26 protein-coding genes are annotated in these 25,186 nt (G+C 32.8%); 22 read left to right on the forward strand and 4 right to left on the reverse strand.

What is annotated here, in order from left to right; all coding sequences use genetic code 11:
- Positions 1-51 precede the first annotated feature (51 nt).
- Together FF52_RS12065 and FF52_RS12070 are read left to right on the forward strand one after the other, a co-directional pair.
- The gene (locus FF52_RS12065; RefSeq protein ID WP_008465817.1) at positions 52-657 is read left to right on the forward strand and encodes a DUF4254 domain-containing protein; all 606 of its coding nucleotides are present in this window, start codon (positions 52-54) and stop codon (positions 655-657) included.
- A 43-nt stretch (positions 658-700) separates the two neighbouring features.
- Positions 701-1,720, forward strand: a complete 1,020-nt coding sequence (locus FF52_RS12070) for a glycosyltransferase family 9 protein (protein WP_008465818.1) — start codon at positions 701-703, stop codon at positions 1,718-1,720.
- A 201-nt stretch (positions 1,721-1,921) separates the two neighbouring features.
- On the opposite strand, the gene FF52_RS12075 is transcribed toward FF52_RS12070, so the two are convergent.
- The 3 genes from FF52_RS12075 to FF52_RS12085 form a co-directional block, all read right to left on the reverse strand.
- Positions 1,922-2,353 (reverse strand): hypothetical protein, encoded by a 432-nt coding sequence (locus FF52_RS12075; protein ID WP_008465819.1) that lies wholly within the window; start codon positions 2,351-2,353, stop codon positions 1,922-1,924.
- A gap of 137 nt (positions 2,354-2,490) precedes the next feature.
- Positions 2,491-2,799, reverse strand: coding sequence for a hypothetical protein (locus FF52_RS12080; RefSeq protein WP_008465820.1), 309 nt, complete (start codon positions 2,797-2,799; stop codon positions 2,491-2,493).
- Positions 2,800-2,924: 125 nt separating this feature from the next.
- On the reverse strand, positions 2,925-3,977 hold the full coding sequence (locus FF52_RS12085) for a 2Fe-2S iron-sulfur cluster-binding protein (protein ID WP_008465821.1): 1,053 nt from the start codon (positions 3,975-3,977) through the stop codon (positions 2,925-2,927).
- Between the two features lie 127 nt (positions 3,978-4,104).
- On the opposite strand from FF52_RS12085, the gene FF52_RS12090 reads away from it, so the two are divergent.
- From FF52_RS12090 to FF52_RS12180, 18 genes are all read left to right on the forward strand, one after another.
- Positions 4,105-5,565, forward strand: coding sequence for a DUF5687 family protein (locus tag FF52_RS12090; protein ID WP_008465823.1), 1,461 nt, complete (start codon positions 4,105-4,107; stop codon positions 5,563-5,565).
- Positions 5,566-5,658: 93 nt separating this feature from the next.
- Positions 5,659-6,354 carry an ABC transporter ATP-binding protein gene (locus FF52_RS12095; RefSeq protein ID WP_008465826.1) on the forward strand — a complete coding sequence of 232 codons (696 nt, stop codon included), beginning with the start codon at positions 5,659-5,661 and terminating at the stop codon, positions 6,352-6,354.
- Between the two features lie 90 nt (positions 6,355-6,444).
- A complete protein-coding gene (locus FF52_RS12100; protein WP_035691465.1) occupies positions 6,445-9,057 on the forward strand; it encodes a tetratricopeptide repeat protein in 2,613 nt (870 codons plus the stop codon).
- Between the two features lie 12 nt (positions 9,058-9,069).
- Positions 9,070-9,468, forward strand: a complete 399-nt coding sequence (locus FF52_RS12105; RefSeq protein WP_008465829.1) for a bactofilin family protein — start codon at positions 9,070-9,072, stop codon at positions 9,466-9,468.
- Positions 9,449-9,676, forward strand: a complete 228-nt coding sequence (locus FF52_RS12110; protein ID WP_008465831.1) for an AtpZ/AtpI family protein — start codon at positions 9,449-9,451, stop codon at positions 9,674-9,676. The genes FF52_RS12105 and FF52_RS12110 overlap by 20 nt, the downstream gene beginning before the upstream one ends.
- A gap of 568 nt (positions 9,677-10,244) precedes the next feature.
- Complete coding sequence (atpB, locus tag FF52_RS12120; protein ID WP_008465834.1) at positions 10,245-11,420, forward strand: F0F1 ATP synthase subunit A; 1,176 nt, start codon at positions 10,245-10,247, stop codon at positions 11,418-11,420.
- Positions 11,421-11,454: 34 nt separating this feature from the next.
- Positions 11,455-11,652, forward strand: coding sequence for an ATP synthase F0 subunit C (atpE, locus tag FF52_RS12125; RefSeq protein ID WP_008465835.1), 198 nt, complete (start codon positions 11,455-11,457; stop codon positions 11,650-11,652).
- 90 nt (positions 11,653-11,742) lie between these two features.
- Positions 11,743-12,243: a F0F1 ATP synthase subunit B gene (locus tag FF52_RS12130; RefSeq protein WP_008465836.1), complete on the forward strand. Its 501-nt coding sequence runs from the start codon at positions 11,743-11,745 to the stop codon at positions 12,241-12,243.
- A gap of 4 nt (positions 12,244-12,247) precedes the next feature.
- Positions 12,248-12,781 (forward strand): ATP synthase F1 subunit delta, encoded by a 534-nt coding sequence (gene atpH / locus FF52_RS12135; RefSeq protein WP_008465837.1) that lies wholly within the window; start codon positions 12,248-12,250, stop codon positions 12,779-12,781.
- A 37-nt stretch (positions 12,782-12,818) separates the two neighbouring features.
- The gene (gene atpA / locus FF52_RS12140) at positions 12,819-14,396 is read left to right on the forward strand and encodes a F0F1 ATP synthase subunit alpha (protein WP_008465838.1); all 1,578 of its coding nucleotides are present in this window, start codon (positions 12,819-12,821) and stop codon (positions 14,394-14,396) included.
- Positions 14,397-14,480: 84 nt separating this feature from the next.
- Complete coding sequence (gene atpG / locus FF52_RS12145) at positions 14,481-15,341, forward strand: ATP synthase F1 subunit gamma (RefSeq protein ID WP_008465839.1); 861 nt, start codon at positions 14,481-14,483, stop codon at positions 15,339-15,341.
- 663 nt (positions 15,342-16,004) lie between these two features.
- The gene (locus FF52_RS12150; protein WP_008465841.1) at positions 16,005-16,451 is read left to right on the forward strand and encodes a GNAT family N-acetyltransferase; all 447 of its coding nucleotides are present in this window, start codon (positions 16,005-16,007) and stop codon (positions 16,449-16,451) included.
- Positions 16,452-16,547: 96 nt separating this feature from the next.
- Positions 16,548-18,008, forward strand: a complete 1,461-nt coding sequence (locus FF52_RS12155) for a lipopolysaccharide biosynthesis protein (RefSeq protein ID WP_008465844.1) — start codon at positions 16,548-16,550, stop codon at positions 18,006-18,008.
- Between the two features lie 27 nt (positions 18,009-18,035).
- The gene (gene dut / locus FF52_RS12160) at positions 18,036-18,470 is read left to right on the forward strand and encodes a dUTP diphosphatase (RefSeq protein WP_008465845.1); all 435 of its coding nucleotides are present in this window, start codon (positions 18,036-18,038) and stop codon (positions 18,468-18,470) included.
- Positions 18,471-18,526: 56 nt separating this feature from the next.
- The gene (locus FF52_RS12165) at positions 18,527-19,543 is read left to right on the forward strand and encodes a sugar phosphate nucleotidyltransferase (RefSeq protein ID WP_008465846.1); all 1,017 of its coding nucleotides are present in this window, start codon (positions 18,527-18,529) and stop codon (positions 19,541-19,543) included.
- Between the two features lie 48 nt (positions 19,544-19,591).
- The gene (locus FF52_RS12170; RefSeq protein ID WP_008465847.1) at positions 19,592-20,944 is read left to right on the forward strand and encodes a tetratricopeptide repeat protein; all 1,353 of its coding nucleotides are present in this window, start codon (positions 19,592-19,594) and stop codon (positions 20,942-20,944) included.
- Positions 20,945-20,951: 7 nt separating this feature from the next.
- Entirely contained in the window at positions 20,952-21,731 is a 780-nt protein-coding gene (locus tag FF52_RS12175) for a DUF4292 domain-containing protein (RefSeq protein WP_008465848.1), read from the forward strand.
- 24 nt (positions 21,732-21,755) lie between these two features.
- Entirely contained in the window at positions 21,756-23,009 is a 1,254-nt protein-coding gene (locus tag FF52_RS12180) for a murein hydrolase activator EnvC family protein (RefSeq protein WP_008465850.1), read from the forward strand.
- A gap of 29 nt (positions 23,010-23,038) precedes the next feature.
- Here FF52_RS12180 and FF52_RS12185 read toward each other — a convergent pair whose 3' ends face one another.
- Positions 23,039-23,458 carry a CBS domain-containing protein gene (locus FF52_RS12185; RefSeq protein ID WP_008465851.1) on the reverse strand — a complete coding sequence of 140 codons (420 nt, stop codon included), beginning with the start codon at positions 23,456-23,458 and terminating at the stop codon, positions 23,039-23,041.
- A gap of 124 nt (positions 23,459-23,582) precedes the next feature.
- Between FF52_RS12185 and rbfA the strand changes: the two genes are divergently transcribed.
- The gene (rbfA, locus tag FF52_RS12190) at positions 23,583-23,975 is read left to right on the forward strand and encodes a 30S ribosome-binding factor RbfA (RefSeq protein ID WP_008465852.1); all 393 of its coding nucleotides are present in this window, start codon (positions 23,583-23,585) and stop codon (positions 23,973-23,975) included.
- A gap of 1 nt (position 23,976) precedes the next feature.
- Positions 23,977-25,176 carry an ABC transporter permease gene (locus FF52_RS12195; RefSeq protein WP_008465853.1) on the forward strand — a complete coding sequence of 400 codons (1,200 nt, stop codon included), beginning with the start codon at positions 23,977-23,979 and terminating at the stop codon, positions 25,174-25,176.
- The last annotated feature ends 10 nt before the right edge of the window (positions 25,177-25,186 follow it).

Consider the following 25,186-nt stretch of genomic DNA (forward strand, 5'->3'; position numbering starts at 1 on the left):
CGCAGCATAAAAGTATAAAAAGTATCTTTGTATCTATAAAAAAATAAAGACATGTTTTCAAAATTAGCATATTCTGTTTTCGAGCAAAGCATCAAAGATTATCACCAGTTTGATAATGTAGATCAGCCGATCAATAATCCTTATCCAAAAGATAAGTTCGAGCATTTGTTATATCTAAAAAATTGGATTGATACCGTTCAATGGCATTTTGAAGATATTATTCGTGATCCGCAGATTGATCCAGTTGCGGCATTAACTTTAAAAAGAAGAATTGACGCATCAAATCAGGAACGTACTGATATGGTGGAATATATTGATAGTTACTTTTTACAAAAATACAGCAATGTAAAAGTAAAAGACGGGGCAAAAATCAATTCTGAAAGTCCTGCTTGGGCTTTTGACAGATTGTCTATTTTGGCTTTAAAAATTTATCACATGCATGAAGAAGCAAATCGTGCAGAAGCTTCTCAGGAACATAGAGATAAATGTCAAGAAAAATTGAATGTGCTTTTAGAGCAAAGGACAGATTTATCTACAGCAATTGAAGAATTATTGACAGATATCGAAAACGGTGATAAATTCATGAAAGTGTACAAACAAATGAAAATGTACAACGATGATGAATTGAACCCAGTTTTATATCAAAATAAGAAATAATTTGGCAGCGTTGTCCAACAACAAAATCAAACATATAGCCGTCATGAGACTATCCGCAATGGGAGATGTCGCCATGACGGTTCCTGTTTTACAGACTTTTGTAAAACAATATCCAACGGTAAAACTGACTGTTATTTCTCGTCCGTTTTTCAAACCTTTTTTTGATGGAATTCCGAATCTTGAATTTTTTGCTTTTGATGAAAAAGAAAGACATAAAGGATTTCCAGGACTTTTACGATTGTTTAAAGATGTAAAAAAATTGAAGATTGATGCTTTTGCGGATCTTCATAATGTTTTACGCTCTAAAGTGGTGAGTTTGCTTTTCGCTTTAAGCGGAAAAAAAAGAGCAACCGTTGATAAAGGGAGAGAAGGAAAAAAAGAATTAACCCGAGCCGAAAATAAGGTTTTCAAACAATTGCCAACCATGTTCGAAAGACATGCAAAAGTGTTTTCAGCTCTTGGTTTTCCTTTAGATTTATCGAAACCAGTATTTCCTGAAAAGGCAGTTTTAAGTTCTGATATTTTAGACATTATCGGAAATGAAAATCAAAAACTAATAGGAATTGCGCCTTTTGCACAATATGATTCTAAAGTTTATCCTTTGGATTTAATGAAAGAAGTAATTGCAAAATTGGCTGAAAATCCATCCTATAAAATTTTGCTTTTTGGCGGAGGAAAAAAAGAAATCGAAATTTTAGATTCAATTTCTGAGCCTTTTGAAAATGTAATCAATATGGCTGGAAAAATCAAATTTCAGCAGGAATTACAATTGATAAGCAATCTTGATGTGATGCTTTCTATGGATTCTGGAAATGCGCATATCGCAGCAATGCTTGGCGTAAAAGTCGTTACACTTTGGGGCGCGACACATCCTTATGCAGGATTTTTGCCTTTTAATCAAAGTTTAGAAAAAGCACTGACTTCAGACCGAAATCAATATCCAAAATTGCCAACATCAGTTTATGGCAATAAAGTTGTTGAAGGTTATGAGGATGCTATGAGGACAATTTTACCACAACAGGTCGTTGAAAAGGTTATAGAGCAGCTTTCCATAAAGGATTAGAAAATAAACTAGAAGGTGTCACTTTTTATAAGCTTCGGAGAAGCGAAATATTTATAGTAAAATATGCGTCTACAATATTAAAGCTCCAGCGGAGCGACATGTTTTTTATAATAATGTCGCTCCGCTGGAGCTTTTTTCTTTTGTTTTATTGTGATCCTATAAATATTTTACTCCGCTGGTGTATTTGCTATGAACAATGTTTTAAGCAATATTTTTGTTTAAATATCTTTCATCAGAATCGAGGAAAGAATATCCTATTGTTTTTTTTCTTTTTTTGTTTACTATAATGGAAACAAAGTTATTTTTGTCCTCAGTTGACAAAAGAATATGTTCGAATTTTTGTGATGAATCTCTGTAAACTTTATAAATTAAGTCATTATCTTTTATTTTTTTAGATAAAACTTTAGCCGATTTAAGTTTGCTTACATAAGGCCAGATATTAAAAATATTCGAATCGGTCTTTTGGACTTCTTCCATTTTTTCGGTCAAAGTTGAATTGTATTTTTCTCTTTCAAGTAACTTCGGGCCTTTTTTGTTTTTCATTTTTATAATAACTGCCAGAACGCAAAGCGAAGCAGTTACAATCAGCATAATAAGTAAAGATAGATGAAAGTGGTGAACGTGAGCTGTCATGATATTTAATGTTAAATGTTTGACAAGTTTGATTAGCTCTGCAAATTCTCAAATCATGAGATTGCCATTGCTATAATTTTACCCCTAATTTAATGAAAATTCAGCAATATTTCGATAAAATTTTGCTTTTATTTCAATTAGAGCCAAATCTTTTCATCGCGACAGCGACGGTAGATATAACTTTTAAGATTTGCTATGGTTTCTTGGTAATTTGGCGCATCATAACCGTAGCGCTCATGTTCCATTTGTTCTCTTTCAACGCTTTCGCATCCTTTTATAACTTCTTTAATCATATCGAGCAAGGCAAGTTCTTTATTGTCGGTTTTTTGAAATTTTAATTCAACAATTTCATCCTGAAGCTCTTCACAATAATCAACAAGCTTCATAACTTCTGGTTCATCCAGAAGATATTCCTTATTTCTAAAAATTTCTCGCACCGATTTCATTTATAAATACTTAATAGTAAAAATTCCAAATTCCAAATTCCAAATAGGACAAATTTAAAAATAAAAAAATCCAAATTCCGTTTTAGTTTGGAATTTGGATTTTATATTTTGGAATTTATCAAATATTATACGTCGTCGTAATCAACATAAATAGTTTCTGAAGTTGGATGCGCTTGACAAGTTAAAATTAATCCTTCTGCAATTTCGCCGTCTGTCAAAATAGAATTTTTTGTCATTTCGGCAGTTCCTTTTGTAACGCGTCCTAAACAGCTGCTGCAGATTCCGCCTTGGCAAGAATAAGGAGCATCAACGCCTTGTTTTAGAGCAGCATCAAGAATAGTTTGTTTTTTAGACATTTCGAAAGTAGTTTCTTCATCGTCTACCAAAACAGTAATTTTTGTATGTCCTTCTTGAGAACCTTGAATTGCATGTTCTTCAGAAGAAGAAGTAAACAACTCAAATTTGATAGCAGATTCTTTTACATTTTTCTCTTTCAAAACATTAGAAACAGTATTGATCATGTCTTCTGGTCCGCAAAGGAAAAACTTATCAAATTGAAGTTCTTTGTGTTTGTTGTTTAAAACAAAATTCACAGCCGATTTTTCAATTCTTCCAAATAAAGCGTTTTCAGCTTTTGCTTGGCTGTATACATAATGCACAAAAAATCTGCCTACATATTGCAATTGCAAATCGTGAAGTTCTTGATGAAAAATTGTGCTTTCAGGAGTTTTGTTTCCGTAAACCAATACAAATGAACTCTTAGGCTCATTTTTAAGAACCGATTTTATGATAGAAAGAACTGGAGTAATTCCGCTTCCAGCAGCAAACGCCGCATAGTTTCTTTGTCTTTCAGCATCTGGCTCAAAAGTAAATTTACCTTCTGGCTGACCCACTTCAAGAACATCTCCCGCTTTTAATTTAGTATTGGCAAACTGAGAAAAAAGACCATTTTTTACTGCTTTTACAGCAATCCTTAACTCGCCGCTGTCTGGTGCCGAGCAAATAGAATAAGCTCGTCTAATTTCTTGGTTGTCAAGAGTTAGTTTTAAATTTATATATTGTCCAGCTATAAATTTATAGTCTGATTTTAGTTCTTCAGGAACATTAAAAAGAATAGAAACAGCATCTGCAGTTTCGCGTTTAACCTCTTTAATTATAAGTTTTAAGAATGAAGGCATGATAGAATTTTTATGCAAAAGTAGCAAACCACTATTAAAAGTTTAGCACGAAATTATTTTTTTTAACTTTTTTTGTAACGTTTTCCTACTTTTGGTCTCTTACTACAAAAATACTAAACCATAAACCATGATTAAGAAGTTTATTTATTTAGAATGGAAGGCTTTTATTAGGTCGGCATCTTTTGGTAAAAATCTGGCAATGAAAATTATAATAGGTTTTCTGATGATCTATTTTTCATTAGTTTTTGTCGCAATGGGCGTTGGCGCATTTTATGTTCTTAAAGACATGAATTTGGAACCATTGGCTACAATAAACAAATTTTTAATTTATTATTTCTTGTTTGATTTAGTAATTAGATTATTACTTCAATCAATACCGGTTTTAAACATCAAACCATTATTGGTACTGCCTTTTAAGAAGCCAGTAATTGTTCATTTTTCATTAGGAAAAACAGCTTTGTCGTTTTTCAATTGGGTTCACGCTTTGTTTTTTGTGCCTTTTTCAGTTGTCTTAATTTTGGAGGGATACGATGTTGTTGGAATCTTTTTTTGGTACGTAGGAGCGATGGCTTTTATTTATATCAACAATTTTTTGAATATTATTTTAAGCAACATCGACAAATTGTTTGTTGTATTTGTGGTACTAATTTTGGCTTTGGCGGGAGCACAATACTACCAGTTTTTTGATATCACAACATTTACAACTCCGTTCTTTCAGAGCTTTTACGATATTGAAGGGGTATTTTTAATTCCTGTTCTGATCTTAGGGGGTTTATATGCTTTCACTTTCAAATATTTTAAAAACAATTTATATCTGGATGCAGGACTTTCTGTAAAAGAAGACGTTGCAACAACAGAAAATTTTTCGTGGCTTAATCAATTTGGGACTTTGGGAACTTTCTTGAAAAATGATATTAAACTCATTAAAAGAAACAAAAGATCTAAAACAACGATTTTCATGAGCGTTCTCTTTTTGTTCTACGGATTTCTCTTTTTCGGAAACTCTCATCAGCCCCCTGTAATGCACATTTTTGCCGGCATTTTTGTTTCGGGCGGATTTTTGTTTGTATTTGGACAGTTTGTACCAAGCTGGGACAGTTCGTATTATCAATTAATGATGACACAAAATATTCCGTATCGAGGTTACATTACTTCAAAATGGTGGCTCATTGTTATTGTAACTTTTCTTTCTACCATATTGGCTTCCTTTTATCTGTTTTTAGGATGGGAAATTTATCTCACAATTGTAGTTGGAGCAATTTATAACATTGGGGTCAATTCTCATTTAGTGCTTCTTGGCGGTGCATTTACCAAAACGCCAATAGATTTAAGTAATGCTGGCGGTGCTTTTGGAGATAAAAAAGCTTTCAATGTAAATGCAATGTTATTGACGCTTCCAAAAATTTTATTGCCTTTAGGACTTTATGCCATCGGACTTTATTTGAATAATAAAAATCTTGGTTTAGCATTGGTTGCCGGAGCTGGAGTGTTAGGATTTGTGTTCAAAGAAAAAGTGTTTTCATTAATAGAAAAAAGATACAAAGTAGAGAAATATAGTACGATAAGTGCTTATAAACAAAAGAGTTAATTTGATAATTAGAGAATTTGTCAATTAGAAAATCCAAATAAAAAAGACAATTTTTTAATCTAAAATCAACAATCTAAAATCTAAAATTACATCATGATACAAGTAAATGAACTTTCAAAAAAATATAACGGAACTACAGTTTTAAACATCAGCAATTTAGAAATTCCAAAAGGACAGAGCTTTGGCTTGGTGGGAAATAACGGTGCGGGAAAAACAACATTTTTCAGTTTGCTTCTGGATCTTATTCAGCCTTCAACAGGATATATAAAAAGCAATAATATTCAGGTAAATACAAGTGAAAACTGGAAATCTTTTACAGGATCTTTTTTAGATGAAAATTTCCTTATCGGATATTTGACTCCAGAAGAATATTTCTATTTCATCGGAGATTTACGCAATCAAAACAAAGTAGATATTGATGCACTTTTAGCGAAACATGAAGAGTTTTTTAACGGTGAAATTTTAAAGAATAAAAAATACCTTCGTGATCTGTCTAAAGGAAATCAGAAAAAAGTGGGAATTATTGCAACGCTTATTGGAAATCCAGAAGTAGTCATTTTAGACGAGCCTTTTGCAAATTTGGATCCAACTACAGTAAGCCGATTAAAAAAAATTATCAAAGAATTAGCCGACGATCCAAATGTAACCGTTTTGGTTTCAAGCCACGATTTACAGCATACGGTAGAGGTTTGTGATAGAATAGTTGCGCTTAACAAAGGTGAGATTGTCAAAGATATTCAGACCTCAAAAGAGACCTTACAAGAACTAGAATTATTTTTTGCCGTGTAAGAATTTCTATATTTCAAAAAGAAGCGTATTTTTACATGTGATTATACTAAAATTAGTTTTTAGTAGTTATGTGTTTTAAACTCTTTTCTATTGAAAAAGAATACTCTTAAATATAGTTTTATTCCCATTTTTTTATTCTTTTTGATAGCTTGTTCTACCAAAAAAAATACCTTTTTGGCTCGAAGTTCTCACTCGATTGGGACTAAATATAATATTCTTTATAACGGAGGAATTGGCCTTGATAAAGGGTTAAAATCTATTCAGGCCAATAACGAAGATAATTTTTGGAAACAGCTGCCAATTGAGAAAATGCAGTTTGATGAAAATTTTTCTGAAGGCGAAAAAGCTAAAAATCCTGATTTTGAAAAAGCAGAGACTAAAGCTACAAAAGCCATTCAGAAACACTCCATGAATATTGGCGGAAGAGAAAGAAACTGGCAGATGGATGAAGCGTATCTAATGCTTGGAAAAGCAAGATATTACGACCAGCGTTTTATCCCGGCAATTGAGGCATTTAATTATATTTTATATAAATACCCAGAAAGCAATAACATTTATACTGCAAAAATCTGGCGCGAAAAAACCAATATGCGTTTAGGCAATGATGCAATTGCGCTTAAAAACATCAAAATTTTACTTAAAAAAACAGATTTAGATAAACAGACTTATGCTGATGCCAATGCACTTTTGGCAGAAGCTTTTTTAAATCTGGAACAAAAAGACAGCGCTGTTTCTAGACTTAGAGTTGCTGAACAATTTACAAAAAGCAACGAAGAACGGGCAAGATATCGTTTTATTCTTGGCCAGATGTATCAAGCAGAAGGAAAACGTGACAGTGCCATTTACTTCTATGATGCTGTTATTGATTTAAACAGAAAGGCAGATCGTAAGTATATGATGCACGCTTACGCGAAAAAAGCACAGATGTTTGATTATGGAAAAGATAATGATACAATTTTCTTAAAGACATTTAATAAATTGGTGACTGATCGTGAAAATCGCCCTTACTATGATGTTCTTTTTTATGAAATGGGAGTTTATTATGATAAAAAGAAAGATCAGGAAAATGCCTTGAAATTTTACAATAAATCTTTAGGAAGAAAATCTAAAGACCCCTATTTGATGGCTTCGGCTTATAGAAATATTGGAAATATGTATTTTAAAGATACAGATTACTCAATGGCAGCCAAATACTATGACAGTACTTTGGTAAAACTGGATCCTAAAACCAGAGAATTCGCTTTTATAGAAAAAAACAGAAAAAATCTTGATGACGTAATTAAATACGAAGCTATTGCAAAACGCAACGATAGTATTATTAAGGTATTCAACCTGCCACCAAACGAAAAGAAAGATTATTTCGAAAACTATATCGCTGAGCTTAAAAAGAAAGACGAAGCAAAACGTCTTTTAGAAGAAAAAGAAAAAGAGCGATTGGCCAATATTGATCGAAATTCTCAAGCAGATTTTTCAGGAAACGGAGCTGTTAATCCCAATTCTTTAGGTAAACCAGTAGAACCAGAAGGGCTTGGCATGCCTCCAGGTGGAAATGATAATGCAAGTACCTTTTATTTTTACAACCCAACAACGGTTGCTTATGGAAAACTGCAGTTTAAAAAAATGTGGGGAAGCAGAACATTGGGCGGAAATTGGAGATTGGCAGGAGTAAAATCTGCAAACGATGCGGCAATGAACGACACTATTAATACGAAAGAAGTTGCCAATGCGCTAAAAGACACTATTGTTCCTGAAAAATATACTGTGGCATATTATGTAGAACAGCTTCCAACTTCGCAAGCTGCGATGGATAGTATTGGTAAAGAACGTAATTTTTCATACTATCAATTGGGACTTATATATAAGGAGAAGTTTAAAGAATATAATTTGGCTAGTGACAAACTAGAACAGTTGCTTAAAAATAACCCTGAAGAAAAATACGTATTGCCATCGATGTACAATTTGTACAAAATTTATCAGATAACAAATCCGGCAAAAGCAGAAGCTATAAAAGCAGAGATTTCTACGAAATATCCAGATTCGAGATATGCCCATATTTTAAACAATAAAGAAGACGATCCAAATTCAAGTCCCGATAAAGAATATCAAAAATGGTATAAACTTTTTGAAGAAGAGAAATTCGACGAGGTCTTAGCCAATATTGACAACCTTATTAATCAATATTCGGGAGACGATATTGTGTCAAAATACGAATTATTAAAAGCCAATACTTTAGGAAAAGTAAATGGTTTAGAAGCCTATAAAAAAGGACTTGAGAATGTGGCAGACAATTATCCGAATAGTGAAGAAGGTAAAAATGCCAGAGAAATTCTTGAGAAACAAGTACCTGTTTTAGAAAAACTTAGTTTTACAACAACTGATACTAAAAACTGGAAAATATTGTATCGTGTTGCTAACAACGATACCAAAACCGTTAAAAGAATTGAAGAAGCGATCCGAGTATTTTTATTAGTTGAAAATTACGAAAGATTGACAACATCTTTGGATAAATACAATAAAACAGAAAGTTTTGTAGTTATTCATGGTTTAAAATCTGAGGCTTACGCAAATGATATTGCTGGAGTTTTCAGAGAAGATAAAAAATATAAAATCCCAGATCAGGCTATAATAATATCAAATGATAATTACAAAATCGTTCAGATCAAAAAGAATTTAGACGCATACTTGACCCCGAAAACCCCTTAAATCTTAACCGCCATGTTTGAAAAAGTAAAGAAAAACGGAACTGAACAATTAGGAAGAACAAATAGAATTGTTGAAGGAACATCAATCGTAGGAGATATAGTCTCAAAAGCCGATTTTAGATTAGACGGCGAATTGATAGGAAACTTTACTTCGCAAGGCAAAATAGTGATTGGGGCCAAAGGAGCTGTTAAAGGAGAAATAATTTGTAACAATGCTGATATTGAAGGAGAATTTCACGGGAAGATAAAAGTTCTAGAAACCCTTAATATTAAATCGACTGCTCAAATACACGGAGAAGTGGCAGTAGGAAAACTTTCGATAGAACCAGGAGCGGACTTCACAGCAACCTGTACCATGCTTGCCCATTCGAATCCTGTAATCATGCTAGAAGATGGAAAAGGAGCCGAATAATAATAGGAGAAATAAATGGCTCGCATTTATTAATATTCCATTTCAAATGGGAGTCATTATTTTTGTATTCTCTTATTTCGGAACTTGGCTTGATGAAGAACATCCGAGCCCGAAAGTGTATTATAATACCATTTTTGTACTAGTTGGTGTTGGAGTTGCATTATATAATGTAATCCGACAAGTAAATGATATCAATAAAACAAAGTAGTTTGTATATAAAATGGCTAGAGATAAAAGTTGCATCTTTGCACTAAAATTATTTCAAATGCTTTCAAAAAATTACAAACCGATTTTTTATTTGTTATGCCTTGCTTTAGGAACTTATATTCTACATAAAGCCGTTTTTTTCTTTAGTGAAATTAATGCGGACAAATTTCATTACAGTTTAGAATTACTGTACATATCTTTTTTCGCAATTTCATCTTTATTATACCTTATATTATTAGTAGTAAAAAAGAAGAATTTTGAAATCGTTGGGATGACATTTCTATTTGGAACTTTTACACAAATGTTATTAGCCTATCTAGTTCTGCAGCCAATTTTAAAAAATCAAACTGAGGAAACCAATATTGAAAAAGTCAGTTTTTTTATAACATTTGTGCTGTTTTTGTTATTTCAGACGCTTTTAACTGTCCGATTATTAAATGAAAAGCCTTAAAATAACAATTCTTTAAAACAAGGTTTAAAAATAATTTTTCATATCCTTTTGAATATTAATAAAAAATGTACCTTTGCACCAAATTTTAGAAACGTAAAAAAATAAGATTTTCCACGATATGGTGATTTCAAACAAACCACTCAGCTTTATTCTTGCTGCTTTTGTAGCTTCTCTACCGATTATGGGTTTTGCAAATCCAGAGAATGACTCGACGCATGTTCAAACTGAAACTGCTCATGAAGAGAAAGTAGTTTCACATAATGCTCACCAAGAAGGAGAGCATGTTGCTCTTGACCCAAAGGCAAAAGTGGATGCTTTTATTGATCACCACTTACAAGATTCTCATGACTTTGTTTTCTTTTCAGATGAAAAAGAAAATAAACACTACGGTTTCTCATTACCAGTTATCCTTATTGATGGAGGTTTAAAAGTTTTCTCTTCTTCAAAATTACACCACGGAGAAGAAGTTGCAGAAGTTGACGGTAGCTACTACAAATTAGTTCACGGTAAAATTTACAAAACAGATGCTGCCGGAACAATCAACTTTGATGAGCACGGTCATCCATCAAACGAAAAACCATTAGATTTTTCAATTACTAAAAATGTTGTTTCAATGCTTTTCGTATCAGTATTATTGTTCTTCATGTTTACTGGTTTAGCAAAATCATACAAAAAAGGACCAATCCCAACAGGATTTGGTAGAGTTTTAGAACCACTTGTAATTTTCATCAGAGATGAAATTGCAGTTCCTAATATTGGAGAGAAAAAATACCGTAAATATATGGGTTACCTATTAACTGTATTTTTCTTTGTTTGGGTTTTAAACTTATTAGGAATGACTCCACTAGGAATCAACGTAACAGGAAACATTGCTATTACAGTTTGTTTAGCGGCCTTTACATTTATCATTACTCAATTTAGTGCAAACAAAGATTATTGGGGACACATCTTCTGGATGCCAGGAGTGCCAGTTCCAATGAAAATTATCTTAGCTCCAATTGAGGTTTTAGGAACATTAACAAAACCATTCGCATTATTAATTCGTTTGTACGCAAACATTACTGCAGGTCACGTAGTAATTATGAGTTTAATTGCAATGATCTTTGTTGGAAAAAATTTAGCAGCAGATTTGCCAATCTCATTAGGATTAACTTTGTTCATCTCTGTTATTGAAGTTTTAGTTGCATTTTTACAAGCGTTTATCTTCACAATGTTATCATCATTGTTTATTGGTATGGCTGTTCAAGATCATGATCACGCTCACCACCACGAAGACGAAACTGCGATTATTTAATTTTAGAAGTTTAATTTTATATATATAAATAGTTATGGGAACAATTCCAACTTTAGTAGGTGCTGGTTTAGTAGTAATCGGTGCAGGTTTAGGTTTAGGTAAAATCGGTGGATCTGCTATGGACGCTATTGCTCGTCAGCCAGAAGCTGCTGGTAAAATTCAAACTGCGATGATTATTATCGCGGCTTTATTAGAAGGTTTAGCATTCGCTGCTTTAATCTTAGGAAAATAATAAAGAGAGAAATAACAGCATCTTTAACGGTTGGTTAAAGATGTTGTTACTTTTAAAAAAGAAATTAAATATTTAATATAGTTATATAAAATGGATAAGTTAATTAACGATTTTTCATTCGGATTATTCTTCTGGCAAGCTTTAATCTTGGTAATATTGATTTTACTTTTAGTAAAATTTGCTTGGAAACCAATTATGGAATCTATTACTGCAAGAGAAGAAGGTATTAAAAATGCATTGCTTTCTGCTGAAAACGCAAAGAGAGAAATGGAAAATTTACAAGCTGACAATCAAAGAATTTTGAATGAAGCTCGTGCTGAACGTGACGCGATGTTGAAAGAAGCTCGCGAAATGAAAGAGAAAATGATTGCTGATTCTAAAAACGAAGCTCAAGAAGCTGGTCAAAAAATGATTGACCAAGCTAAAGCAGCTATCGAAAGCGAAAAAAATGCTGCAATGGCGGAATTGAAATCTCAAGTTTCTTCTCTATCATTGAGTATTGCTGAAAAATTATTGAAAGAAGAATTATCTAACAAAGAATCTCAAACTAAATTGGTTGAGAAAATGTTAGGTGACGTAAAGTTAAACTAAGATTATGGCAAGTACAAGAGCAGCAATTCGTTATGCAAAAGCAATTCTAGACTTAGCAAACTCTAAAGGTGTTGCCGAAGCTGTCAATAACGATATGAAATCAATTGCAACTGCAATTGAGACTAATCAAGAATTGAGTACATTTATTCAAAACCCAACAACAACTGTTGAAGTTAAGGAAGGTGCTCTTTTAGAAGTTTTTGCAAATGTAAATGGAGTAACTAAAGGTTTGTTTCGTTTATTATTCGAAAACAAAAGATTTGAAATTCTAGATGCAATTGCAGTAGAATACAATAAATTATTTGATGAAAATAATGGCGTTCAAGTAGCAAAAGTTACAACAGCTATTCCAATGGACGCTGCTTTAGAAGCTAAAGTTTTGGCTAAAATTGCAACTTTATCAGATAAAAAAATTACAATTGAAAATATAGTAGATCCTTCAATCATTGGCGGATTTATTTTGAGAATAGGAGATAATCAGTACAACGCTTCTGTTGCATACAGATTACAAGTATTAAAAAGAGAGTTAAGTAATTAGTTTTATAACACAAAAAGTGTCTAAATTATAAATTAAGATGGCGGAAATCAAACCTGCTGAAATTTCAGCAATATTAAGAAAGCAAGTAGAAGGTTTTGAATCTGGTGCTACGCTAGAGGAAGTAGGATCAGTACTTCAAGTTGGAGACGGTATTGCTCGTGTTTACGGGCTATCTAATGTACAATATGGAGAGTTAGTGGAATTTGATAACGGTATGGAAGGTATCGTATTGAATCTTGAGGAGGATAATGTTGGGGTTGTATTATTAGGACCATCAACAGGAATTAAAGAAGGATCTACAGCAAAAAGAACTCAACGTATTGCTTCTCTTAAAGTTGGTGAGCAAATGGTAGGACGTGTAGTTAACACTCTTGGTTTTCCAATTGATGGAAAAGGACCAATCGGTGGTGACTTATACGAAATGCCTTTAGAAAGAAAAGCTCCTGGAGTTATCTTCCGTCAGCCAGTAACTGAGCCATTACAAACAGGTGTAAAAGCAGTTGATGCTATGATCCCAGTTGGTCGTGGACAACGTGAGCTTGTTATTGGTGACCGTCAAACAGGTAAATCAACTGTTTGTATCGATACAATCTTAAACCAAAAAGAATTTTACGATGCAGGAAAACCTGTATTCTGTATATATGTTGCAATTGGACAAAAAGCTTCAACTGTAGCAGGAATCGCGAAAATGTTAGAAGAAAAGGGAGCAATGGCTTATACAGTTATCGTTGCTGCTAATGCTTCTGACCCAGCTCCAATGCAAGTTTATGCTCCATTCGCTGGTGCTGCTATTGGAGAGTACTTCAGAGATTCAGGTCGTCCAGCTCTTATCGTTTATGATGACTTGTCTAAACAAGCTGTTGCTTACCGTGAGGTTTCTCTTTTATTAAGAAGACCACCTGGACGTGAGGCTTACCCTGGAGACGTTTTCTACTTACACTCTCGTTTATTAGAGCGTGCTTGTAAAGTAATCGCTGATGATGGTATCGCTAAAAACATGAACGATTTACCAGACTCTATCAAATCTATCGTAAAAGGTGGCGGTTCATTAACTGCTTTACCAATTATCGAAACTCAAGCTGGTGACGTTTCTGCATATATCCCAACAAACGTAATCTCTATTACAGATGGTCAGATTTTCCTTGATGGAGATTTGTTCAACTCTGGGGTTCGTCCTGCAATTAACGTAGGTATCTCTGTATCTCGTGTTGGAGGTAATGCTCAAATTAAGTCAATGAAAAAAGTTTCTGGAACTTTAAAATTAGACCAAGCTCAATTCCGTGAATTAGAAGCTTTCGCTAAATTTGGTTCTGACTTAGATTCTGTTACTTTAAACGTAATTGAAAAAGGTAAAAGAAACGTTGAGATTTTGAAACAAGGTTTAAATGATCCTTATACAGTTGAAAACCAAGTAGCTATTATCTATGCTGGTTCTAAAAACTTATTAAGAAATGTTCCTGTTAATAAAGTAAAAGAATTCGAAGCAGATTTCTTAGCGTACTTAAACAGCAAACATAAAGATACACTTAACGCTTTGAAAGCTGGTAAATTAGATGACGCTATTACTGACGTTATTGAAAAAGCAGCAAAAGAAATTTCAGCAAAATATAACTAATTATTAGTTGACGGTTGTTGGTTGATTGTTTGGAATTATCCAAGTAACTATCAACCAACAACTAACAACCAACAACTACAATAGATGGCAAATTTAAAGGAAATCCGTAATAGAATTACTTCCGTTTCATCGACGATGCAGATTACATCGGCTATGAAAATGGTTTCTGCTGCAAAGCTTAAGAAAGCACAAGATGCAATCACTGCAATGCGTCCTTATGCCGAGAAATTAACAGAGTTATTGCAAGATCTTTCTGCTACACTAGAAGGTGAAGTAGGAGGAGATTACACTACACAACGTGAAGTAAAAAAAGTATTGTTAGTAGCTGTAACTTCAAACAGAGGTTTATGTGGTGCTTTCAATTCAAATATTATTAAAGAGATTAAAAATCGTACTGATTTTTATGCTGGAAAGCAAGTTGATGTTTTTGCTATTGGTAAAAAAGGAAGTGATGCTTTAAGCAAAACTCATAAAGTTCACGGTCATCATAATGCAATTTTTGATCATTTGACATTTGAAAATGTTGCTGGAATTGCGGATGATTTGACACAAAAGTTTTTAACTGGAGAATATGACAGAATTGAGTTAGTTTACAATCAGTTTAAAAATGCTGCAACTCAAATTGTTCAAGTAGAACAGTTTTTACCGTTAGCTCCTATTAATACTGATAAAGCTGCAACTTCTGGAGATTATATTTTTGAACCAGGAAAAGAAGAAATTGTACTGGCTTTAATCCCTAAGTCTTTAAAAACACAATTATACAAAGGTATCCGCGATTCATTCGCTTCTGAGCATGGCGCGCGTATGACTGCAATGCACAAAGCGACAGATAACGCAACAGCTTTAAGAAACCAATTAAAATTAACTTATAACAAAGCTCGTCAGGCTGCGATTACAAGTGAGATTTTGGAAATTGTTGGTGGAGCAGAAGCTTTAAATGGATAATCTATTACATAATAAATAAAAAGAAAGCCAGCATTAGCTGGCTTTTCTTTTTTATTGGAAGTTTTATTCTTTTTTAAAAATACTTTTATAAAATGGTGATTCTCAAATTATAGTTAAGTTGAGAATCACTACCATTTTATAAAAATAGACAGATTAACTCTGTGTGCTTTGTCTTTCATGGGAACAAACTAGCTTTATTAATCCCAATGCTCTGTTTTTTTAAGGGTTACAATACAGCAGAATCAATCCCTTGTGCTTTGTCTTTTATGGGAACAAACAAGCTTTATTAGTCCCAGTGCTCTGTTTTTATTAGGGTTACAGTACAGCTGAATCAATCCCTTATGCTTTGTCTTTTATGGGAACAAACAAGCTTTATCAGTCCCAGTGCTTTCTTTTTTAAAGGGTTGTACTAGCTTTCTCATTCCCTTTGTAACAAATTTAAATAAAGAGTGTTAAAAAAATGTTACATAATTTTCACCTCTATTTTATATATTTCACATGTTGTGTTAAAAAAGCGTATATAATTGTCTAAAGATAAGTAATTTAAGAATATATTGTAACACTTTTCTTCTTTTTTTGTTAAGTTTAATTTATTTTTCAAATATGTAGTCTATTTTATTAGTCTATATTTTAATTATTTTTGAATCCTATTTCTTTTAAACAATGGCTTTACAAATAAAAGAGCTTACTACTATCGATGAGATGGCAGCTCAAATCAATACGATTCGATTTTTATATCCCAATATCTCTCTTGAAAAATATAAATCATTTCTTTCTGAAATGCTTCCGCATAATTATATTCAAATTGCAGTTTTTGAAGATGATATCTGTCTTGGATTAACTGGCTGCTGGTCGGCTACAAAACTTTGGACAGGAAAATATCTTGAGATTGACAATTTTGTTGTTAATCCAGAATATCGATCTAAAGGAATCGGGAAAATGCTTACCGATTATGTTGATAAAAAAGCTATCGAATTAAATTGCAGCAGTATCGTTTTAGATGCATTTACTGGAAATTTTGGTGCTCATCGATTTTATTATAATCAGGGTTACGCTCCGCGAGGATTTCATTTTGTAAAAATTTTGGACGAAAAGAAATTAACGGTTTAAAAACAATCAGAAGTTTTCTTTATTGCATCAACAAAAGCACCCATTAAACAAAAGAAATGGTTATTTTTGTCTTACAAACATTATTAGAATTATATTTTGGGATTATATAAAAATCTATTCAAACAAACGGCAATTTACGGACTGGCTACAGTTTTACCAAGAATGCTGAGTTTTTTATTAGTGAGATTATATACTGGAATTTTGCCTACAGCAGAGTATGGTGAAGTTTCGATTGTATTGTCTTGGATGGTTTTCTTTAACGTAGTGCTTTCTTACGGAATGGAAACTGCATTTTTTAGATTCTATAGTGCCGAAGAGGATAAGAAAAATGTAATCGCAACATCTACCATTTCAATATTTTGGACTTCTATAATTTTTCTTTTCGCCGGATTGATTTTTAGAAACACATTGGCAAATCTAGCAGAAGTAGATGTCCAGTATATTACCTATACTATTTGGATTTTAGTTTTAGATGCATTGGTTTTAATTCCATTCTCAAAACTTAGAGCCAATCAGAGACCAATGGTTTATGCGGCCATCAAGATTGGAAATGTTGTGATAAACTTATTGCTGAATATATTTTTCTTGATATATCTTCCAAAATTGGCAGAGGCAAGTCCTAATTCTATTTGGGATAATTTATATGTTCAAAATTTCCAAATTGCCTATATTTTCATTGCAAACCTTTTGGCAAGTTTAGCCACATTTATTGTACTTTCTCCAAATTATCTTTCGCTTGGACGAAAATTCGATCCTGTTCTTTGGAAAAAAATGATGAAATACGGGCTTCCAATTTTGGTTGCTGGATTGGCTTTTGCTGTCAACGAACATTTCGATAAAATCTTGTTGGGTTATTTACTTCCTGAAAATTTAGCAAAATCTGAAGTTGGAGCATATTCAGCGTGTTATAAATTAGGATTATTTATGGTTCTTTTTGCGACAGCTTTCAGATTAGGAATTGAGCCTTTCTTTTTTAGCCACGCAAAAAATGAAAACGCACCGCAGACTTATGCCGTTATTACCAAGTATTTTGTGATTTTAGGATCATTGATTTTATTGGGTGTAATTGTTTTTGCGGACGTTTTAAAATATTTGTTATTAGACAACAAATCATATTGGGAAGCAATGAAAGTCGTGCCACTCATTATTTTGGCAAATTTCTTTTTGGGCATTTACAACAATTTATCGGTTTGGTATAAACTTACTGATAAAACACAAATTGGAGCATACATATCTATTGTGGGCGCCATTGTAACTTTGATTTTAAATTATCTCTTAATTCCGAAATATAGCTATTACGGATCTGCAATTGCAACTATTTCAGCTTATGGAAGCATGATGCTTATTTCTTATGTTTTAGGAAATAAATATTATCCAATTCCTTATGATATGAACAAGATTGGTGCTTATTTAGGCGTTTCCATATTATTTTCAATAATCTCATTTTACGGATTTAGAGAAAAATATTATGTTGGAATTCCGTTGCTTTTAGCTTTTATGTATCTCGTATATCATTTTGAAAAAGATACTATAAAAGGAATAATGAAGAGAAAATAAGACGTTTTAAGAAAATTATATTCAAAAATGAAAATTCAAATTATTAATAAATCACAGCACGATTTACCAAATTACGAAACGATTGCTTCTGCCGGAATGGATCTTCGTGCCAATATTATAGAACCTATCACGTTAAAACCTTTAGAAAGAACCATTGTAAAAACAGGACTTTTTATCGAGTTGCCGATTGGTTATGAAGCACAAGTAAGACCAAGAAGTGGCTTGGCTGCAAAAAAAGGTGTAACGGTTTTAAATTCGCCAGGAACTGTTGATGCAGATTACAGAGGAGAAATCGGAGTAATTTTAGTAAATTTATCTAATGACGATTTTGTAATCGAAAATGGAGAACGAATCGCGCAGTTGATTATTGCAAAACACGAAAGAGCTGAATGGATTGAAGTTGAAACACTTTCTGAGACATCAAGAGGTGAAGGAGGCTTTGGGAGCACTGGAGTGAAATAAAAAAGGATGACCAAACCCAACGAAGATTTTAATCTTCACATAAAATCAAGTAAATAATGAAAATAATTGTGCCAATGGCAGGCCGCGGATCAAGATTGAGGCCTCATACATTAACGGTTCCAAAGCCGTTAATTCCAGTTGCAGGGAAATCTATCGTACACCGTTTAGTTGAAGATATTGCCAAAATATTAAAAGAACCAATTGAAGAAGTTGCTTTTATTTTAGGAGATGAAGCTTTCTTCGGAGATGACGTTGTAGCAAGTTTAGAAGATCTAGCAAAAGGATTAGGAGCAAAAGCTTCAATCTATCGTCAAGATCAGCCACTAGGAACTGGACACGCTATTATGTGTGCCAAAGAATCTCTTTCTGGTCCAGCTGTAATTGCTTATGCAGATACTTTAATTAGAGCAGATTTTGAATTAGATCCAGAAGCAGATGCTGTAATTTGGGTAAAACAAGTAGATCAGCCAGAAGCTTTTGGCGTGGTTAAGCTGAACCAGAATAATGAAATTATAGAATTGGTCGAGAAACCAAAAGAATTTGTTAGCGACTTGGCCGTTATCGGAATTTATTATTTTAAAGAAGTTGGAATCTTAAGAAATGAACTTCAAAATGTTTTAGATAATAATATTCAGAATGGTGGAGAATACCAGATTAACGATGGTATCAAAGCGATGATGGCAAACGGAAAAGTTTTTAAAACTGGAAGCGTTGATGAATGGATGGATTGCGGAAATAAAGATGTTACGGTTGAAACCAATACAAGGATGCTAGGTTTTCTTCACAATGACGGAGAGCATTTAGTAGATTATGGTGTGACTTTAGAAAATTCAACTATTATTCCTCCTTGTTATATTGGAGAAAATGTGGTTTTGAAAAATACGACAATCGGTCCAAATGTTTCGCTTGGAAAAGGATGCCATGTATCAGACAGTACAATCAAAAACAGTTTGATTCAGACTTATTCTCAAATTAAAAATGCTGCTTTAGATAATGCAATGATCGGAAACCATGTGAGTTACGATGGCAAATTTACAAGAATCAGTATTGGAGATTACGCTGTTTTAGAATAAAATAAAAATTAAGAAAGTTTCGTTTTGTTTAAAATGTAATTTTTAGAAATGATTAAAAAAAGAGTTTTCATAATATTGTTTTTTGCTTTATTCAGCACACCATTTTCGGTTTTTGCACAGACAGAACCCGAGGATATTGCTATGGCAACAGACGAATATCAAGACTCATTTTATGAATCATTAAAACAAAAAGGAATTGAAAATTATGATAAAGCTATTGTATCATTGGAGAAATGTATTAAACTTAAACCCAATGATGCAGTTGCTTATTTTGAGTTAGGAAAAAACTATTTTGCGCTGAAAGAATATCAAAATGCACAGACTGCTTTTGAAAAAGCGGCACAGCTTGATCCTAAAAATAAATGGTTCTGGCTCGGAATTTACGATGTAAGTTACGAGACAAAAAACTATCCTTTGGCGATTGAAATTATACAAAAAATAATTGTTTTTGACGAAGAATATAAAGATGATTTAATTTCGTTATACATGATTACCAATCAGTATGACAAGGCATTGACCGCGATTAATGAAATGAACGATAAGTTCGGAAAATCTTCTGATCGCGAAATTTATAAAGCTCAGATTTTATCTCAAGGAAAATATCAGAATGCTGAAATTGATAATCTAATTCAACAGATTAAAAAAGATCCGAAAGAAGAATCCAATTATTTGAATCTTATTTTATTGTATTCAAAAAACAATGAAAATGAGAAATCGCTTGAAGTAGCAAAACAGCTGGCAAAAGAAATTCCAAATTCAGAATGGGGACAGGTAAGTTTGTTCAAAACCTATTTAGATGCCAACCAAGCAGAAAAAGCTATAAAATCAATGAATGTGATTTTAGCAAGTTCAAAAATCGATTCAAAAATCAAACATAGGACTTTGAATGAGTTTTTGATTTATGTAAATAAAAATCCACAGTATTCTGCCGATTTAGAAAAAGCTATTTCTTATTTTGATAACGATAAAGAGGTTGACGTTGCCAAAGAAATTGGAAAATTTTATCATAGTAAGGGACAATTTGAAAATGCGATTAAATATTACGAAAAAGATTTAAAAGCGAATTCAGATACAGATCTTGAAACCAATATGCTGTTGTTGGAAGCCTATGCGCAAGCAAAACAATACGAGCCAATGACCAAAAGAGCCATGATGTTGATTGAAGTTTATCCGAGTCAGGCTCAATTTTACTATTATGCTGGTTTAGGAAGCAATCAGCAGAAACAATTTAAAAATGCAAAAACCGTCTTAGAAATGGGTCTTGATTATGTAGTGGATGACGTAAAATTAGAATCAAATTTTAATATTCAGTTAGGAGAGGCATACAATGGATTGGGAGATGCAAAGAAAAAAGAGGAATACTTTTTGAAGGCAAATGAATTATTAAAAAAGAAAAAATAAAATTTAGATGAAAAAATATATATCAATACTAGTATTGTCTATTGCCGTAATTTCATGCAAATCAAAAGCAGTAGCAGTGCAAGGAAATACAAGCCAGACCATTGTAGAGAAAGAAGACAAAAAAGTAATCGAAAAACATTACAACAATAAGTTAGATTTTTCTACTTTGTATATAAAAGCGAGTGCAAAATACGCTGATGAAAAACAAAGCCAAAATGTTACGGCTGAAATTAGAATCGAAAAAGACAAACAGATTTTAATAAGTGTGCGTTTCTTAGGAATTACAATGGCTAAAGCGTTAATAACTCCTGATGCAGTAAGTTATTATGAGAAAATAAACAGTACTTATTACGAAGGAGATTTTACAAGTTTAAGCAAATGGCTTGGAACAGATTTAGACTATTCTAAAGTTCAAAATCTATTGGTTGGAGAAGCTTTTGACGATTTAAGAAAAGGAAAATATACGCAGACAATCGTAGAAAATCTTTTTAGACTTGACGAAGAAAAAGATGCTAATTTAAAAAAGACTTTCTTCTTAGATGGAGAAAAATATTTAATTCAGAAAGAAGAGATTTCGCAACCGTCTGAAAACAGAACATTGCAAATTGCTTATTCTGACACTAAAACTTTTGATCAGGGAATATTACCGACAAGTATAGAAATCAATGCCGTTCAGCCAAAAGGCAAAACAAGTATTAATTTAAATTACAACAACATTTCATTTAATGAAGAGCTTTCTTTTCCGTATAGTGTTCCAAGCGGTTATAAAAAAGTTACAATTAAGTAAATTTGCAAAAATAAAAACAGAAACATGCCAAAATTTCTCCTAAGTCTAGTTTTAATTTGTGCCACTACATTTGTATGGGCGCAGGATTCTCAGCAAGAAAAACTGGAGCAGCGTAAAGCTCAAATTCAGCAGGAAATCAGAGATAACGAAAAGATGTTGCAATCTGTTCGAAAAAAAGAGAAATCTGCTGTGAACGAATATTTAATCCAAGCGAATAAAATCAAACTTAAAGAGAAATTAATCAATACAACAGCAAAACAAGAAAGGCTGATTAGTAACGACATGTACATTAATCAAGTTCAGGTAAATAAACTTAAAAAAGAATTAAAAGTTCTAAAAGAAGATTATGCTGAGATGATTCTAAAATCGTACAAAAGTCGTTCTGAACAGAGTCGTGCCATGTTCATTTTATCTTCTGAAAGTTTTTTACAAGCTTACAAAAGAGCACAATATCTAAAGCAATATACTGCTTTTAGAAAAAACCAAGGTCTTGAAATTCAGTCAAAAACGGCTCAATTGGTAGAATTTAATGCTAAACTGGACGGGCAAAGACAAGTAAAAAAGAAGATAATTGCTGAAAATCAAAAAGAGAAAGTTACTCTAGAAGCAGAGAAAAAAGAACAGCAGAAATTGGTTAATGCGCTTAAAAAAGATAAAAATAAAATTGCCGCAGATATTAGATCAAAACAAAGTGAAGCAAAAAGAATTGACAGACAGATTGATCGTTTAATTCGTGAAGCAATTGCCGAAGCAAACAGAAAAGCAGCTGCAGAACGAGCAAAAGCAAATCCAGGTTCTAGCGAAGCAAAAGCACCGGTTTCTTCTTCAAAAATTGCATTGACACCAGAAGATAAAATTCTGGCGGCTGACTTTAAAGCAAACAGAGGAAGATTGCCTTGGCCAGTAGAAAAAGGATTTATTTCGCTTGGTTATGGAGATCAGCCACACCCGTTGCATCCATCAATCACTGTTCATAATTCTGGAGTTGAGATTACTACCGAAGATGGCGCAAGCGCTAGAGCAGTATTTGCTGGAGAAGTTTCTAAGGTTATTGTATTATCACCAGTAAATAAAGCAGTTGTAATTCAGCACGGAGACTACTTTACAGTATATCAAAACTTAAGTTCGGTTTCGGTAAGCCAAGGAGATAAAGTGACAACTAAACAGACTATCGGAAGAGTTAGAACAAGTGGAGATACAGGAAAAACAATCATTAAATTCCTGATTCTACAAAACACATCAAACAATAATCCAGAAGGATGGCTGCAAAGCAGATAAAAATTTAAGGGAGCTGAAAGCTCCCTTTTTTAATCGTATTGTTCTAAGAAGTACCTCACAACATCTGTTGTTGTTACGATACCTTTAAGTTCGCTATTGTCAACAACAGGAAGAGCATGGAAATCTTCTTTTACAAAAATTTCGGCTAAATCTCTTATTATAGTATCAGACGAAACTGTTTTTGGTTTTGAAGTCATTACTTGAGGAACGGTTAACATTTCTAATATGGCTTCATCAGCATTGTCTTGACCTTCAAACAAAGCGCCAAAAGTCAATCGGTTAATATCTGTTCGGCTGATAATTCCAATTACTTCTTTGCCTCTTACAATTGGAATGTGACGAATTGTATTTGCTTTTAATTTTTCGACCACTGTTTTAAGATCATCTTTTTCGTTTGCAGTCACAACAGTTTTTGTCATAATGTGGCTAATTGGTTCTCTTTTTTTCATGATAGATTAGTTTTATATTTATATCAAATATGTAGAATAATTCCCTCAAACGCTATGACCTTTATCAGCTTTTAAAAGAATTAAAAGAACATGTAATACGACTAAATTTTAGTATTTTTGCAGTATGGAAACAAATAGACAGAAAAAAATAGGCGGTGTTCTTCAGAAAGATCTGGTTGACATTTTGCAAGGTGAAGTGAGAAAAAACGGAATTACGAACTTGGTAATTTCAGTATCCAAAGTAAGTGTAACTACAGATTTATCTATAGCGACAGTATATTTAAGCATTTTTCCGCAAGAAAAAGCCAAAGAAACTTTAGAAGCCATAAAAACAAATTCAAATTTAATCAAACATGATTTGGCACAGCGTGTACGTTTGCAATTGCGCCGTGTTCCGAATTTGGTATTCTTTATAGATGATTCTCTAGATTATATAGAGAAAATTGACAATGCACTTGCAGGAAAAGAAAACCCAATAGAAAACCGTGATCTTTTAGAAAAGAGAAGAAAGTCATAATTTGAATTTCCCTTTATACATAGCCAAACGTTATATTTTTAGCAGCAGTAAAAACAATGCTATCAATATCATCAACCGTATTGCCAGCATGGGAATCATTGTTGGTACAATGGCTTTGTTTGTTGTTTTATCTGTTTTCAGCGGATTAAAGGTTTTTAGTCTTTCGTTTACAAACGAAATCGATCCTGATTTGAAATTGACAAGTACTTATGGAAAATCATTTTTAATTACACCCGATCAGGAAAAACAAATCAAAGAAATAGAGGGTGTTGCTTCTTACACCAAAATCATAGAAGAGCGTGTTTTGTTTTTATTCAAAGACAAACAGCAAGTTACGTATTTAAAAGGGGTTGACAGTTTATATCCAGTTGTTAACGATATCAAGAAAAAACTTTTTAATGGTCAATGGCTAAAACCGGATAGTTTTCAGGTTGTAATTGGCTATGGTTTGGCTCAAAATTTCTCCATGGGAATTTTAGATTTTGAAAATCCACTTCAAATTTTTGCTCCAAAGCCAGGAAAAGGCGGAATCGAAAATCCCGAAGAGGCTTTCAATAAAACCGATGTTCTACCAGTTGGGATTTACTCCATTAGCGAAGATTTAGATTCAAAATATGTATTTGCAGATTTAGGTTTAGTGCAAGAATTGCTAATGTACAAGCACAATCAAATCTCGGGATTAGAATTTAAATTAAAAGAAAATGCAGATGAGAGTGCAATAAAAGCAGAACTTAATTCTATTTTTAAAAATAAGATCACTTTAAAAAATAGAGCACAGTTAAACGAGTCTTTGTATAAAATGCTTAATACCGAAAACATCGCGGTTTATCTGATTTTTACTCTCGTTATCATTGTAGCACTTTTTAATTTGATTGGTGCATTGATTATGATGATTTTAGAAAAGAAAGGAAATCTTAAAACCCTTTTCAATTTGGGCTCTGACATTGGCGATCTTCGCAAAATATTTTTGCTTCAAGGTACTTTATTAAGTGTTTTTGGTGGCTTGATCGGACTTGTTTTAGGTATTATTCTCGTGATATTACAGCAGAAATTTGAACTTATCATGATTACGCCAACCTTGGCCTATCCAGTTGTTTTTACAGTTGAAAATGTTATCATCGTAATGACGACAATTATCTCTTTAGGGTTTATTGCTTCGCTAATTGCAAGTAGCCGAGTGAGTAAAAAATTACTAGATTAATTTCTCCTTT

Source organism: Flavobacterium sp. F52 (assembly GCF_000278705.1).
In the GTDB taxonomy this organism is placed as follows: Bacteria; Bacteroidota; Bacteroidia; order Flavobacteriales; family Flavobacteriaceae; genus Flavobacterium; species Flavobacterium anhuiense.

What these genes read in the sequence shown, in the direction of transcription:
- FF52_RS12080 (WP_008465820.1), bottom strand. Translation starts at nt 2,799, where the DNA reads ATGAAATCGGTGCGAGAAATTTTTAGAAATAAGGAATATCTTCTGGAT.
- FF52_RS12170 (WP_008465847.1), top strand. Translation starts at nt 19,592, where the DNA reads ATGATTAAAAAAAGAGTTTTCATAATATTGTTTTTTGCTTTATTCAGC.
- FF52_RS12065 (WP_008465817.1), top strand. Translation starts at nt 52, where the DNA reads ATGTTTTCAAAATTAGCATATTCTGTTTTCGAGCAAAGCATCAAAGAT.
- FF52_RS12165 (WP_008465846.1), top strand. Translation starts at nt 18,527, where the DNA reads ATGAAAATAATTGTGCCAATGGCAGGCCGCGGATCAAGATTGAGGCCT.
- FF52_RS12085 (WP_008465821.1), bottom strand. Translation starts at nt 3,977, where the DNA reads ATGCCTTCATTCTTAAAACTTATAATTAAAGAGGTTAAACGCGAAACT.
- FF52_RS12150 (WP_008465841.1), top strand. Translation starts at nt 16,005, where the DNA reads ATGGCTTTACAAATAAAAGAGCTTACTACTATCGATGAGATGGCAGCT.
- atpE (WP_008465835.1), top strand. Translation starts at nt 11,455, where the DNA reads ATGGGAACAATTCCAACTTTAGTAGGTGCTGGTTTAGTAGTAATCGGT.
- FF52_RS12105 (WP_008465829.1), top strand. Translation starts at nt 9,070, where the DNA reads ATGTTTGAAAAAGTAAAGAAAAACGGAACTGAACAATTAGGAAGAACA.
- FF52_RS12180 (WP_008465850.1), top strand. Translation starts at nt 21,756, where the DNA reads ATGCCAAAATTTCTCCTAAGTCTAGTTTTAATTTGTGCCACTACATTT.
- atpH (WP_008465837.1), top strand. Translation starts at nt 12,248, where the DNA reads ATGGCAAGTACAAGAGCAGCAATTCGTTATGCAAAAGCAATTCTAGAC.
- FF52_RS12095 (WP_008465826.1), top strand. Translation starts at nt 5,659, where the DNA reads ATGATACAAGTAAATGAACTTTCAAAAAAATATAACGGAACTACAGTT.
- atpB (WP_008465834.1), top strand. Translation starts at nt 10,245, where the DNA reads ATGGTGATTTCAAACAAACCACTCAGCTTTATTCTTGCTGCTTTTGTA.
- FF52_RS12175 (WP_008465848.1), top strand. Translation starts at nt 20,952, where the DNA reads ATGAAAAAATATATATCAATACTAGTATTGTCTATTGCCGTAATTTCA.
- FF52_RS12075 (WP_008465819.1), bottom strand. Translation starts at nt 2,353, where the DNA reads ATGACAGCTCACGTTCACCACTTTCATCTATCTTTACTTATTATGCTG.
- FF52_RS12070 (WP_008465818.1), top strand. Translation starts at nt 701, where the DNA reads ATGAGACTATCCGCAATGGGAGATGTCGCCATGACGGTTCCTGTTTTA.
- FF52_RS12185 (WP_008465851.1), bottom strand. Translation starts at nt 23,458, where the DNA reads ATGAAAAAAAGAGAACCAATTAGCCACATTATGACAAAAACTGTTGTG.
- FF52_RS12130 (WP_008465836.1), top strand. Translation starts at nt 11,743, where the DNA reads ATGGATAAGTTAATTAACGATTTTTCATTCGGATTATTCTTCTGGCAA.
- dut (WP_008465845.1), top strand. Translation starts at nt 18,036, where the DNA reads ATGAAAATTCAAATTATTAATAAATCACAGCACGATTTACCAAATTAC.
- FF52_RS12090 (WP_008465823.1), top strand. Translation starts at nt 4,105, where the DNA reads ATGATTAAGAAGTTTATTTATTTAGAATGGAAGGCTTTTATTAGGTCG.
- FF52_RS12110 (WP_008465831.1), top strand. Translation starts at nt 9,449, where the DNA reads ATGGAAAAGGAGCCGAATAATAATAGGAGAAATAAATGGCTCGCATTT.
- atpG (WP_008465839.1), top strand. Translation starts at nt 14,481, where the DNA reads ATGGCAAATTTAAAGGAAATCCGTAATAGAATTACTTCCGTTTCATCG.
- rbfA (WP_008465852.1), top strand. Translation starts at nt 23,583, where the DNA reads ATGGAAACAAATAGACAGAAAAAAATAGGCGGTGTTCTTCAGAAAGAT.
- atpA (WP_008465838.1), top strand. Translation starts at nt 12,819, where the DNA reads ATGGCGGAAATCAAACCTGCTGAAATTTCAGCAATATTAAGAAAGCAA.